Annotated in this window: 9 protein-coding genes; all 9 read left to right on the top strand. The window is 67.3% G+C overall.

Going from position 1 to position 13,377, the window contains the following annotated elements:
- Positions 1 to 11 precede the first annotated feature (11 nt).
- The 9 genes from QO207_RS22290 to QO207_RS22250 all read left to right on the top strand — a co-directional run bounded on the left by QO207_RS22290 (position 12) and on the right by QO207_RS22250 (position 13,369).
- Positions 12 to 269: a type II toxin-antitoxin system Phd/YefM family antitoxin gene (locus QO207_RS22290; protein ID WP_301534473.1), complete on the top strand. Its 258-nt coding sequence runs from the start codon at positions 12 to 14 to the stop codon at positions 267 to 269.
- Positions 250 to 552 (top strand): type II toxin-antitoxin system RelE/ParE family toxin, encoded by a 303-nt coding sequence (locus QO207_RS22285; RefSeq protein WP_301534472.1) that lies wholly within the window; start codon positions 250 to 252, stop codon positions 550 to 552. The genes QO207_RS22290 and QO207_RS22285 overlap by 20 nt, the downstream gene beginning before the upstream one ends.
- A 98-nt stretch (positions 553 to 650) precedes the next feature.
- Positions 651 to 3,494: an ATP-binding protein gene (locus QO207_RS22280; RefSeq protein ID WP_301534471.1), complete on the top strand. Its 2,844-nt coding sequence runs from the start codon at positions 651 to 653 to the stop codon at positions 3,492 to 3,494.
- Positions 3,473 to 4,669 carry an EAL domain-containing protein gene (locus QO207_RS22275; protein WP_301534470.1) on the top strand — a complete coding sequence of 399 codons (1,197 nt, stop codon included), beginning with the start codon at positions 3,473 to 3,475 and terminating at the stop codon, positions 4,667 to 4,669. Before QO207_RS22280 ends, QO207_RS22275 begins: the two co-directional genes overlap by 22 nt.
- A gap of 123 nt (positions 4,670 to 4,792) precedes the next feature.
- A complete protein-coding gene (locus tag QO207_RS22270; protein ID WP_301534469.1) occupies positions 4,793 to 8,029 on the top strand; it encodes a hybrid sensor histidine kinase/response regulator in 3,237 nt (1,078 codons plus the stop codon).
- A 93-nt stretch (positions 8,030 to 8,122) separates the two neighbouring features.
- Positions 8,123 to 8,773: a response regulator gene (locus tag QO207_RS22265; RefSeq protein ID WP_301534468.1), complete on the top strand. Its 651-nt coding sequence runs from the start codon at positions 8,123 to 8,125 to the stop codon at positions 8,771 to 8,773.
- 617 nt (positions 8,774 to 9,390) lie between these two features.
- A complete protein-coding gene (locus QO207_RS22260; protein ID WP_301534467.1) occupies positions 9,391 to 9,936 on the top strand; it encodes a fimbrial protein in 546 nt (181 codons plus the stop codon).
- Positions 9,937 to 9,984: 48 nt separating this feature from the next.
- Entirely contained in the window at positions 9,985 to 10,731 is a 747-nt protein-coding gene (locus QO207_RS22255; RefSeq protein ID WP_301534466.1) for a molecular chaperone, read from the top strand.
- 55 nt (positions 10,732 to 10,786) lie between these two features.
- The gene (locus tag QO207_RS22250; RefSeq protein ID WP_301534465.1) at positions 10,787 to 13,369 is read left to right on the top strand and encodes a fimbria/pilus outer membrane usher protein; all 2,583 of its coding nucleotides are present in this window, start codon (positions 10,787 to 10,789) and stop codon (positions 13,367 to 13,369) included.
- Positions 13,370 to 13,377 lie beyond the last annotated feature (8 nt).

Genomic DNA, 13,377 nt, shown 5'->3' with positions numbered 1-13,377 from the left:
GGGAGAGTCCTGTGCCCCATTCCATGCTGGCGGATGTCACCGCTTCCATCACTGAACTGAAGAAAGACCCCATGGGCACTGTCGCTGCCGGCATGGGCCATGCGGTGGCTATCCTCAATCGCAACGAACCGGTGTTCTATGCCGTTCCGGCGGATGAGTACGAGCGCATGATGGAGCTGCTGGATGACCTGCAACTGGGCAGAATCGCCGAGCAGCGCAAGGATGAGCCAATAGTGGAAGTCACTCTCGATGACCTCCGCCAGCTCTGACTCGATCTACCGTCTGGCCTTCAATCAGTCCGCGCTCAAGGAGTGGAAGAAGCTCAAGGGGCCGGTGAAGGAGCAGTTCATCCGCAAGCTCGACGAACGCTTGCGTAATCCCCACGTCCCCTCGGCACGCCTGCAGGGTGCGGCCAGTCGCTACAAGATCAAGCTCGCTGCGGCCGGTTATCGCCTGGTCTACGAAGTCTTCGATGACAAGGTGGTGGTACTGGTCATCGCGGTGGGCAAGCGTGAGCGTGGCGAGGTCTACACGGCTGCCCAGAAGCGCTGACCCCTTTTTCCCAGGCGCTGCGCGACGAGCCCCGCACTTCCACGCTTTTTAGATTTGTCTTATGTCCCGCCGGTCAGCTTTTCCCCAGGCTGGCGGGCATGAAATTGAAGCAGTTCCTGCGCCGCCAGGATTCGTCCTTTTCCACCCCGAAGGCCGCCCGCAAACTCCTGCGTCTGCTGGCCTGGGTGGTGATCGCGTGCGTGTTCTTCACCCTCAGCCTGTTCCTTGCTGCCAGCTTCAACAGCGAGGTGTCGCAACTGCGCCGGCAGATGAATGCTGCCATGTACGACGCCCAGAGCTATGTCGGCCAGCGCGAGTCGCTGCTGGAGCACATCAGCCGTGGCGTGACCTGGAAGGCTCGCGAGCCGCTGGTGCAGTGGCGTCAGTTGAACGTGCCGGTGCCGCCCCATGAGCAGGTGTTCGTCAACCTCGGCGAGCCGGGGTCGCACTGGAGCCTGGCGCTGTCCGGGCGCGACCTGTCGGAGATGGAGTCGCGCCGGCTGAACCTGATCTACGTCTCGCCCGGCCCGGATCGCTCGGTCACCCGGCTGTATGGCGCGCCAGCGCTGAACGCCGTGGTGCCGCCCTCGGTGCTGGAGGCACTGGGGCGGCGCGGTACGCAGAAGGAGGAGCGCGGCGTGCGCTGGCTGGCCGACCCGACCGACCCGCAGTCGCGGCAGTACCTGTTCACCCGTGTGACCGGCGAGCAGGACAACGGCTGGCTGGGCCTGGAGCTGTTCGGCGCCGACCTCGCCGCTGCCTTCGGCGTACCCGATGCCGGGCGCTTCCTGCTGCTGGATCGTGAGCACCGGGCGATCCTCGGCAGCGCGGTGACGCCGCAGCTCGGCCTGCAGTTCGTCGACCTGTGGGAGGGCGATCACTTCGCCTTCAGCGGCCCCGGCCTGCTGCCCAGCCACCTGGCGCTGCTCAAGCACCTGGGCAGTTCCGACTGGTCGCTGATCTACTACTTCAACCTCTACGACCTGCTGCTGCCGATGTGGCCGAAGCTGCTGTTCTCGCTGGCTTTGCTGCTGCTCGGCTGCGTGCTGGTGTGGGCCACCTGCCGGCGGATCAACCACCGCCTGATCGGCCCGGCGCAGCATCGCCTGGACGCGCTGGTGGAGAACGAGAGCTTCTCCCGCGCGGTGATCCAGACTGCCCCGGTGGCGCTCTGCCTGCTGCGCCGCAGCGATGCCGAAGTGGTGCTGGAAAACCGCCTCGCCCAGCAATGGCTGGGCAGCGGCGAGGAGCGTCGCTACTGGAGCCACGGCTGGCTGGAGCGCGGCTTCAGCAGTGGCGAGGAGGGCGGCTCCGAAGAGGTGGACACCCATACCGGGCGTCACCTCTACCTGAGCTACACACCGACCCGCTACAAGGGCGAGGAAGTGCTCTGCTGCGCCTTCAGCGACATCAGCGCGCGCAAGCAGACCGAGGCGGCGCTGGCCGAGGCCAAGCAACATTCGGATGCCGCCAACGAAGCCAAGACGCTGTTCCTGGCGACCATGAGCCACGAGATTCGCACACCGCTCTATGGCGTGCTCGGCACCCTCGAACTGCTCGGGCGCACCGCCCTGGATCACCAGCAGTCGGGCTACCTGCGGGCGATCCAGCGCTCCTCCTCGACGTTGCTGCAACTGATCAGCGACGTGCTCGACGTCTCGAAGATCGAGGTCGGCCAGCTGGGCCTGGAGCCGGCGGCGTTCTCGCCGCTGGACCTGACCCTGGATACCGCCCAGTCCTACGCCGCCACCGCCCGCGCCAAGGGCCTGCAGCTCTACGCCTGCTGCGACCCGGCGCTGCCGGCGCGGATGCTCGGCGACGCCACGCGCATCCAGCAGATCCTCAACAACCTGCTGAGCAACGCGGTGAAGTTCACCGACAGCGGGCGCATCGTCCTGCGGGTGCGCGCCCAGTTCGGAGAGAATGGCGAGGCCACGCTGCACTGGCAGGTGACCGACACCGGCATCGGCATTCCGGCCGATCAGCAGGGCCACCTGTTCGACGCCTTCTACCAGGTCACCGGCCATGTGCGCCTGGCCGGCGGCACCGGGCTGGGCCTGTCGATCTGCCAGCGCCTCACCGAATTGATGCACGGCCAGCTGCGAGTGGTCAGCGAGGTCGGGCTGGGCAGCAGCTTCTCCGTCAGCCTGCCGTTGCAGTGCCTCGATGCGCCGCCGCCGCTGGATGAGCCTTTGGCGGACAGCCTGGTCTGGGTCCACGCGCCGACCCGCGAGCTGTCCGATAGCCTCTGCGGCTGGATCAGTCGCTGGGGCGCGCAGGCGCAGGTGGCCAGCGCCGACCAGGTATTCGATGACGCTGACAGCGGCGTGCTGGTGGACCTGCGCTTCAACCCCGGCGATCGCCGTCCGCTGCCGGCCTGGAAGGGCTGCCGGGTGCTGGTGACCGACCTGGGGGGCGACCTGCCGCGCCAGGAAGGCTGCGACTGGCACGTCGGCCGCTACAACCTCGACGGCCTGCGCCGCGCCCTGGCGGCAGCGCAAGGCTCCGGCAACGAGGCTGCGCGGCTGGCCGAGACTCTGCCGGACATCGGCCTGGGCCTGCGGGTGCTGGTGGTGGAGGACAACCCGATCAACCAGCTGATCCTGCGCGACCAGCTGGAGACCCTCGGCTGCCAGGTCGAGCTCGCTGCCGATGGCCGCCAGGCCCTGGCGCGCTGGCAGCCCGAGGCCTTCCACGTGGTGCTCACCGACGTGAACATGCCGCACCTCAATGGCTACGAGCTGGCCCGTGCGCTGCGCCAGCGCGGCTACCGCGGGCCGATCATCGGCGCCACCGCCAACGCCATGCCGGAGGAAAGCGACCGCTGTATCGCCGCCGGCATGAACCTCTGCCTGCACAAGCCGGTGGACCTGCGCACCTTGCGCCACTGCCTGACCAGCCTGCCTGCGGAGGTGCTGCCATGCGAAACCAGCGAATCCTGATCGTCGAGGACCAGCCGTTCCAGCGCGAGTACCTGCTCAACCTGTTCCGCGAACAGGGTGTACAGCACCTGCGCGCCGCAGAGGATGGTGCCGACGCCCTGCAATGGCTGGCCCGCGAGCGCTTCGACCTGGTCATCAGCGACCTGCTGATGCCCGGCCTGGATGGCGTGCAGCTGATCCAGCGCTTGGCCGAACTGCCCGAACCGCCGCTACTGGCGATCATGACCTCGGCCCAGCGCAGCCTGATGGGCAGCGCCACCATGGTGGCGCGCGCCCATGGCATCACGGTGCTCGAACAGATCGCCAAGCCGGCCCGCGCGCCGGCCATTCGCCGTCTGCTGGAGAAACTGGTCACGCGCCTGGAACACTCCGAAAGGTGCCGGCTGCCGCGCATCACCCCGCCCAGTGGCGCCGAGCTGGAGCAGGCCCTGGAACAGGGGCAGCTGCGCGCCTGGTTCCAGCCCAAGACCTCGCTGATCGACGGCCGCATCGTTGCCGCCGAGGCGCTGGTGCGCTGGGAGCATCCGGCGCATGGGGTGCTGTTCCCCGGTTGTTTCATGGACGCCCTGAGCGCCGCCGGGCTGGACGACCGGCTGCTGTGGACGGTGCTCGACCAGGCCCTGCAGGCCCAGGCCGAGTGGGCGCGGATGGGCTTTCGCCTGGCGGTGGCGGTGAACCTGCCGACCCACCTGCTGGATGATGCCGAGCTGCCGGACCGCCTGGCCGACTTTGTCGCCGCCCGTGGCGGCGTGCCGGCGCACATCGTCTTCGAGCTGCTCGAATGCAGTCGCACGGCGACCCCGGCGAACTACTACGCCGGCACCTGCCGTCTGCGCATGAAGGGCTTTGGCCTGGCCCAGGACGATTTTGGCCAGGGCTACAGCTCGCTGTACAACCTGGTGTCCACGCCTTTCACCGAGCTGAAGATCGACCGCGCGCTGGTGCACGGCTGTGTTGACGATGACGGCCTGGCTGCCGCACTGGAGAGCATCGTCAAGCTCGGCCGGCAACTGGGCCTGGAGGTGGTCGCCGAAGGCGTCGAGCACCCGGACGAGCTGGCGCTGCTGCGCCGCCTGCGCTGCGACTGCGCCCAGGGCTTCCTGTTTTCCGAGGCGGTTCCGCCGGCGGTATTCGCCGGCCTGTTGCGCCAGGAGCGCACCGCCATGGCCCATTGACCTGTCGCAGCCAGCATGAATTTTCAGCAGGCGTACCAGTCGCCTAATCTGCGCCTCGCATCTACAGTTCGCTGGTATCCGGCGCTCTGCAGCGCGCTTGTTTCGCGACTCCGGAAGTCCTGCATGAAGGAAGCTGAAAACGGCTCGATCCGCAAACTGGCCAGCACCTCGCTGCGCCTGAACGTCGTGCTGCTGTGCGCGGTTGCCCTCGCCCTGATGCTGGTGGGCGCCTGCTGGTGGGCGCTGGGCCGGCTGGTGCAGGAGGAGCGCGACAAGGTGCACTTCCACTTCAGCCGGCTGGTGGGCGATATCCACGAGCACGAGGCGTTCCTCAATCGCATCGCCCTGCAGAGCGACGAATCCACCCAGCGCCAGGACCTCAATGTGATTCCCCTGCAGCGGCGCCTGGTGATGCGCGAGGGCGGCATGGAGATCCACGAAGGCCGCGAGTTCTCCTTCGCCTTGCCCTTCACCCTGGCCCAGCAGGTGCGCTCCATCGACCAGCAGAAACGGCCCGGCACCTTTTCCTTCGGAGTGATGCTGGCCAACTTCTACAGCAGCTACTGGAGCACCTCGTCCTACCCGTCGCCGCAGGTCATGGTCCTCGACCTGCACGGCAGCACCAGCCTGGCGGTCCCGGCGATCGGCAACTTCCGCGAACAGCGTCCGCTGACCCGGCGCAGCTACCTGCCGGTGGTCGAGGAAGTACGCCAGGCCCTGGAGGCGCGTGCGCCGCAGCGTAGCGACGCGCAGGTGCACTGGGCGCAGGCGCAGCACTTCACCGGCAACAGCGGTCGCCAGCTGCTGGCCTACATCAGCCTCGACCTGCCCGATGCGTTGTGGTGGGAGTCCGACCTCGACCGCCGGGTGATCGCCGTATCGCTGCTGGACCTGGAGCGCATCAATGACCTGGAACAGGTGCTCGAACGCCCGGTGTTCGACGAGCTGGAATTGATCTCGCCACGGGGCAACGTACTGATCGATACGCTGGGTGCCTCGAAGGACTTCGCAGACGGTCTGAACATCAGCAGCGACGGCCTGGTGTTCAAGGTGCGCAGCGAGTTCGCCGGTGGCTGGACCGCGCTCTATCGCCTGAGCTACGCAAGTTTCTTCCGCTACGCCAAATGGCAGTTCCTCGGTGGCCTGGCACTGATCCTCGGCAGCCTGGCCGGCGGTTGGCTGGCGATCCGCTGGTACTCGCGGCGGGTGATCCTGCCGGCACGACAGGCGCACCTGGAGATCGTCGAGAGCGACGCCTTCAGCCGCGCGGTGATCCAGACCGCGCCAGTGGCGCTATGCGTACTGCGCCATGGCAGCCACCAGGTGGTGATGCAGAACCGCCTGGCCGAGCAATGGCTGGGCGATGCCGAGGCGATCACCCGTATCAGCCGCGACTGGGATCTGGGCAAGCGCCTGGACCAGTTCAGCGGCGAACTGGTGTTCGAGGTGGAAGGGCGCGCCCTGCACGCCAGTTTCGCTCCCACCCGCTACCACGGTGAGAACGTGGTGCTCTGTGCCTTCAACGACATCAGCGCGCACCGCCAGGCACAGCAGATGCTGGCCGAGGCCAAGCTCTCGGCGGACGCCGCCAGCGAGGCCAAGTCGGTGTTCCTTGCCACCATGAGCCATGAAATCCGCACGCCGCTGTATGGTGTGCTGGGCACCCTGGAACTGCTCGGCCTGACCGAGCTGACCCAGCACCAGCGTGACTACCTGGACACCATCCAGCGCTCCTCATCGACCTTGCTGCAATTGATCAGCGACATCCTCGACGTGTCGAAGATCGAGGCCGGGCAGATGGCCCTGGAGGTGAGCGAGTTCGACCCGCTGGAGCTGGCCGAGAACGCCGTGGCCGGTTATGCCGGGGTGGCCGAGGGCAAGGAGCTGCAGCTCTACGCCTGCATCGATGCCGACGTGCCGGCCCTGGTGCGTGGCGATGCGGTGCGCATCCGGCAGATTCTCAACAATTTGCTGAGCAACGCCCTGAAGTTCACCGATATCGGCCGCGTGGTGCTGCGCCTGCGCGTGGTGGCCAGCGAGGCGGGGGAAATGGCCCTGCAATGGCAGGTCACCGATACCGGGATCGGCATGTCCGACGCGCAGCAGGCGCGCCTGTTCGAACCCTTCTACCAGGCCCATGGCCATGAGCACACGATCAGTGGCACCGGCCTGGGGCTGTCGATCTGTGCACGCCTGAGCGAGCTGATGGGTGGCCAGCTGCGGGTGGTCAGCGAGACCGGCCTGGGCAGCAGCTTCACCTTCACCCTGGCGTTGCCGGTGCTGGAGAAGGCCCGCGGCGAGACTCCTGGCACCGCGCTGCGTCACGACCCTGTGTATGTCCGCGCGCCGGTGCGCGAGCTGGCGCAGAGCCTGGCGGCCTGGGTCGAAAGCTGGGGCGGCGAGGCCCTGGTACAGGATGAACTGCCGCCCCAGGCGCCGGCCGGTGCGGTACTGCTCGACCTGCTCGATGCGGGCGGCGCCGAGCCGTTGTGGAACGGCCCGCGCGTCTGCGCCCTGGCCAAGTCCGGGCTGCAACCGCAGGTGGCGCCCAACGGTTGGCAAGTCAGCCTGTACCACCTGGATGGCATCGCCCAGGCCTTGCGCCTGGCGCAGCGCGGCGACAGCGGCGACAGCCGTCAGCCGGCGCAGGTCGCGCGCCTGGGCAAGCTCGGCCTGCGGGTGCTGGTGGCCGAGGACAACCCGATCAACCAGGCCCTGCTCAAGGAACAGCTGGAGGAGCTCGGCTGTCGCGTCACCCTTACCGGCAACGGCCGCGAGGCGCTGCAACGCTGGGCACCAGGCGCCTTCGACGCGCTGCTCACCGATGTGAACATGCCGGTAATGAACGGCTACGAACTGGTCGGCGAACTGCGTCGGCACGACAGCTGGCTGCCGATCATCGGTGTCACCGCCAATGCCCTGCGCGAGGAAGGCGAGCGCTGCATGGCGGTCGGCATGAATGCCTGGCTGGTCAAGCCGATGAGCCTGCGCACCCTGCACGACGGCCTGCGCAAGGTCTGCGGGCACCTGGATAGCCTCGCGCCACAGGCCGATGAACCAAGCCAGGTTCAGGCCGAGGAGCGCATAGTGGTCTCGGAGAAGATGCGTGAGCTGTTCGTGCGCACCATGCAGCAGGACATGCAGGGAGTGCGCGACGCCCTCGCCGAGAACGACCTGGCCACCGTTCGCCAGCAGGTGCATCGCCTGCGCGGCGCCCTCGCGGTCGTCCAGGCCCACGGCCTGAGCGACGCTTGCGGCGCGGTGGAGGAGGCCCTGATCGCACAGCCGGCCGGGCCTGAGCTGAGCGGCGCGGTGCATGCCCTGCTGGAACGCATCGAAGGCGCCCTGGCCGGCCTCTGAGCGCCGCCGGACGATCAGCAGCTACGCTACAGGGGATGGCCGTGCCCACCGGGCCGGCCAACGATGGCAATTGTTGGGACTCAAGAAGAACTCATGGAAAAAGTCAGAGTGGTAGTAGCGGACGATCACCCCATCGTGCTGATGGGCGTCCGTGAAATGATCGAAAGGGACGAGCGCTTCGAGGTAGTCGGCGAGGCGCACAACTCCAGCGAACTGGTCGCGCTGTATCGCGAGCAGCGCCCGGCCATCGTCATCACCGACTACAACATGCCCGGCGACCAGACCTACGGCGACGGCATCAAGCTGATCGAGTACTTGCTGCGCAACTTTCCCGACACGCGCATCCTGATCCTTACCATGCTGTCCAATCCGCTGATCCTCTCCAGCCTCTACGACCTGGGCGTGTCGGGGGTGATCCTGAAGAACGGCGACCTCAACGAGATCCTGGTGGCGCTCAAGGCGCTGTCCCAGGACCGCATCTACCGCGGCCCCGGCATGCAGTCGGGAAACAGCGTGCTGGCCAGCCGCGACGACGTGGAAGGGCGTATTTCCAGCCTGTCGGTGAAGGAATACGAGGTGCTGCGCCACTTCGTCTCGGGGCTGAGCGTGCGGGATATCGCCTTGCAGCTCAATCGCAGCGTGAAGACCGTCAGTGCGCAGAAAATCTCTGCCATGCGCAAGCTGGACGTGGACACCGATCAGGCGCTGCTGACGTTCTGCGTGAAGGCGAACCTGTTCCAGTAACGCTTCGGCCGAGGTCTCCCCTGTAGGAGCGGAGCTTCTCCGCGAAATCCCGGCGCAGCCGGGACAATGGGCGAGGCAAGGCCCCGGCCTGGCGGCCGGATCGCGGACAAGGTCCGCTCCTACGAAAAGCGCTCCGGTGCCTGGGCTGGGCTGTAGGAGCGAGCTTGCTCGCGAACCGCCCCCTGCTGCAGTGGCAGGGAAGCCTCTGGGAAGGATGGCTGGAGCTTGCGATACCCATGCTATCGGTGCCCGCGTATCGATGGGTATCGCTGCGCTCCACGCCATCCTGCGGCGCGCCCCCTGACAGGCTCGGGTAGGGCGGATAACGCCACAGCGTTATCCGCCGAATGGCACCCGGCGGCCCCCTCATTTCGAACCATGCGCCCCGCGGCTCAGAGGGTGCGACATCCACGCATCGCCCGCCGCCTGCGACATCCAGCCCCTTAACCGCGCTCCGCTTTAGGATTTGTCTCATTCAGCCTTTGTGTGATCCAGGTCAAAGTTCGCCCCGCTGAATCCACCACCGCCGCCCTGTTGGCGTCGGCCCTTCGGCGATGGGCAAGGGATTGGTCGCAAGACCGCGAGCCCCACGAACCTCGAACTCTGGAGTACTACCGATGAAAGCCAAACTGCATGCCGCTGTGATCTGCCTGGCAGGCGCCGCCATCTCCTCTCACGCCTTCGCCGCTGCCCCGCAGACCGGCGTGATCAACATCACCGGCAAGGTCACCGAAACCAGCTGCGTGCTCGACTCCTCCGCCACCAACATCGACGTGCGCCTGCCGACCGTCGACAAGGACAGCCTGGCTGCCGCACAGGCCACCGCCGGCCGTACCGGTTTCACCATGCAGGTGACCGGTTGCGCCGATGGCGTGAAGGTCTCCGCGGCCTTCGTTCCGGACAGCAACGTCGACACCTACGGCAACCTGAAGAACTCCGTCTCCGGTGGCGCCAGCAACGTGCAGGTGCAGCTGCTCGACCAGAACCAGGCCGTCATCAACGTCAACACCGACGACGCCACCAGCCAGCAGGCCCGTGCCGTGACCGTCAGCGGCAGCAACCCGGTCACCCTGCAGTACTACGCCCAGTACTACTCCCAGGCCGGCAGCGCTGGCGCCGGTGATGTCGCCGCCATGGCGAACTACCAGCTGACCTACGAGTGATCCACCAGGCCCGGGGCGCAAGCTCCGGGCCACGATGAGGTAATTGTGATGCTGGCCGTTCCCACTCCCAGGCTGCACAAGCTGTTTGCCGTGCTGCTCGGCGCCTTCGCCCTGTCCACCGCTGCATCCGCCGTCCAGGCTGGCGTGCTGATCGACGGGACGCGAATCGTCTACCCCGCGAAGGAACGCGAAGTCACCGTAAAGCTCACCAACAAGGGCGACGCCCCGGTCCTGATGCAGATCTGGGTCGACCGCGGTGATGCCCAGAGCAAGCCCCAGGACGCCGATGCGCCGTTCCTGGCGACCCCGCCGATCTTCCGCCTCGACCCGCAGAAGGGGCAGAGCGTACGCCTGGCCTTCACCGGCGAGACGCTGCCGCAGGATCGCGAAAGCCTGTTCTGGTTCAACGCCCTGGAAATTCCCCCGCTGCCGCAGAACGCCGACGGCAACCTGATGCAGATTGCCGTGCGCTCGCGGCTGAAACTGTTCTACCGCCCCAGCGGCCTGCCCGGCGACCTGCCCACGGCCATCGGCCAGGTGAAGTGGAAGGTCGAGCGCCAGGGCGCAGGCTACGTGCTGCGCGGCGAGAACCCGAGCCCCTATCACCTGTCGTTCAGTTCGCTGGCCGTCGAGCACGGCGCGCGCAGCACCGACACCGGCGGCGGGATGATCGCGCCGTTCGCCCAGCGTGATTTTCCGCTGCCCGGCTACAGCGGCGGCAGCGATGGCCAGGTGCGCTTTCGCTGGATGAGCGACTTCGGCGCCGCTCCGGAACAGACCGTCAACCTGCGCTGACCCGCCCAAGGCGCGCAGGACGCGCGCCCGATCCCCCACCGCTCCAGGACTCTCCATGACTTCGATCCGTTCGCCCCGGCCCAGTGCTGGTGGGCCGCCGCATGCCTTTCGCCTTCTGCTGGCCGGCACCGTGGGTGCCACCCTGGCCGGCGGTGTGAGCCAGGCCGCGCAGACCGATGCGCTGCAGGCGTCGTTCAACCCCGACTTCATCCAGGGCGGCGCTGGCCGCCAGGTGGATATCTCGCGCTTCGAGCGCGGCAACCCGGTGACTCCGGGCAGCTACCGGCTGGACGTCTACGTCAACCAGAACTGGATCGGCCGCCAGGATGTCCGCGTCAAGGACAACGCCGGGCAGGCACCGAGTTACTGCTTCCAGCGCAACCAGCTGGCCAGCCTCGGACTGGACATTGCGCGCCTGTCGCCGGCAGCGCTGGACGAAGACTGCATCGATATCGCCCGCCAGGTACCCGACGCCCGTGCCGACCTCGACCTGGCCGGCCTACGCCTGGACCTCAGCGTGCCCCAGGCGTACCTCAACCGCACCGCGCGCGGCTATGTCGATCCGCGCGACTGGGATCGCGGCGTCAACGCGGCGTTCATCGACTACAACGCCAACGCCTTCCGTAACGACAATGGCGGGCAGGACAGCACCCAGTACTACGTGGGCCTCAGCGGCGGCGTGAACCTGGGCGACTGGCGCCTGCGCCACAACGGCAGCTACAGCCGCAGCAGCGGCAGCGGCCCGAGCACCAGCAAGTACGACTCGGTGAGCAGCTACGCCCAGCGCGACCTCACCGGCCTCAAGTCGCAGCTGACCCTGGGCGAGTATTACACCCCGTCGGAGCTGTTCGACAGCGTGCCCTACACCGGTGTCCAGCTCGCTTCCGACGACCGCATGCTGCCGGACTCCCAGCGCGGCTTCGCCCCGGCCATCCGTGGCACCGCGGAAAGCAACGCGCGGGTCAGCGTGCGCCAGGGCGGCAACCTGCTCTACGAAACCACCGTGGCGCCGGGGCCGTTCGTCATCGACGACCTCTACAACACCGGCTACTCCGGCGATCTGGAAGTGACGGTGACCGAAGCCGACGGCCGTGCCCGCAGCTTCACCGTGCCCTTCGCCTCGGTGGCGCAGCTGCTGCGCCCCGGCACTTCACGCTACAGCGTCACCGCCGGCAAGTACCGCGACGATCGCCTCGCCGATGAGCCGAACTTCGTCCAGGGCACTTACCAACGCGGCATCTCCAACCAATGGACCGCCTACACCGGCGGCATCATCGCCGACCAGTACCTGGCGGTGCAGGGCGGCCTGGCGCTGAGCACTCCGGTGGGCGCCTTCGCCCTCGACGGCACGCATTCCAGTGCCTCGGGCCTGGAGGCGCGCGACGGCCTGGGCAGCTCGGCCAGCGGCCAGAGCTATCGGTTGAGCTACAGCAAGCTGCTGGAATCCACCCGCACCAACTTCGTGGTGGCGGCCTATCGCTTCTCCAGCGACGGCTACCTGAGCTTCGGCGACTACGCCCAGGCGCAGGATTCCAGTGCCAACGCTCCGTATCGCCAGCGCAACCGCCTGCAGCTCAACGTCAACCAGCCGCTGGCCGATGGCTACGGCAGCCTGTTCTTCAGCGGCTCGTCGCAGAACTACTGGCAGACCGGCAAGTCCAGCGACACCAGCTACCAGGCCGGCTATTCCAACAGCTACCGCTGGGGCAGCCTGAGCCTGTCCGCGGCGCGCACGCAGATGGACCGTGGCGATACCGATACCCAGTACATGCTCAGCCTGTCGCTGCCGCTGGGCCGCTCCAGCCATGCGCCGTACCTGAGCAGCTCGACGACCTGGTCGGACAAGGGCGACGTCAACAGCCAGCTCAGCCTCTCCGGCGCGGCAGGTGAAGAGAACCAGTTCAACTACGGCGTCTATGGCTCGCGCTCGCGTATCGATGGCGACACCAGCAGCGCCGGCGGCGCCAATGCCCAGTACCGCGCGGCCAGCACCAACGTCTCGGGCAGCTACAGCGAAGGCGACGGCTTCCGCCAGGTCGGCCTGGGGCTGTCAGGCAGCGTCGTGGCGCATCCGGGCGGCATCACCTTCAGCCAGTCCCAGGGCGAAACTCGCGCCATCGTGGAGGCCAAGGGTGCCGAGGGCGCACGCCTGTTCAACAGCAGCGGCGCCGAAGTCGATGGCCGCGGCTATGGCGTGGTGTCGAGCCTGATGCCGTACCGGCAGAACGAAGTGGCGCTCGACCCCAAGGGCATCGCCGAGGACGTCGAGCTGCAGCTGACCTCGCAGAACGTCGCGCCGCGTTATGGCGCGGTGGTGATGCTCAAGTACCCGACGACGACCGGCGAGCCGGTGCTGCTGACCCTGCGCGACGAGAAGGGCGAGGCACTGCCCGTCGGTGCGGAAGTGCTCGATGCCAAGGGCAACAGCCTGACGCTGGTGGGGCAGGGCAGCCGGGTGTTCTTCCGTGCCGCCGAAACCCAGGGCGAACTCACCGTGCGCTGGGGCGACAGTGTCGACCGCCAGTGCCGTGTGCGCTACAGCCTGCCGTCGCTGGAGGGCAAGCGCGAATCCCCGTTCATCAAGGCCGAGGCTGCGTGCACCCGGCCGCCTGCGCCGACCCAGGTCGCTGCGCGCTGATCCCAAGA

Source organism: Pseudomonas sp. CAN1 (genome assembly GCF_030462585.1).
Lineage (GTDB): Bacteria > Pseudomonadota > Gammaproteobacteria > Pseudomonadales > Pseudomonadaceae > Pseudomonas.
The sequence above is the reverse complement of the archived record's forward strand: the minus strand, read 5'-3'. Positions and strand labels throughout refer to the sequence as shown.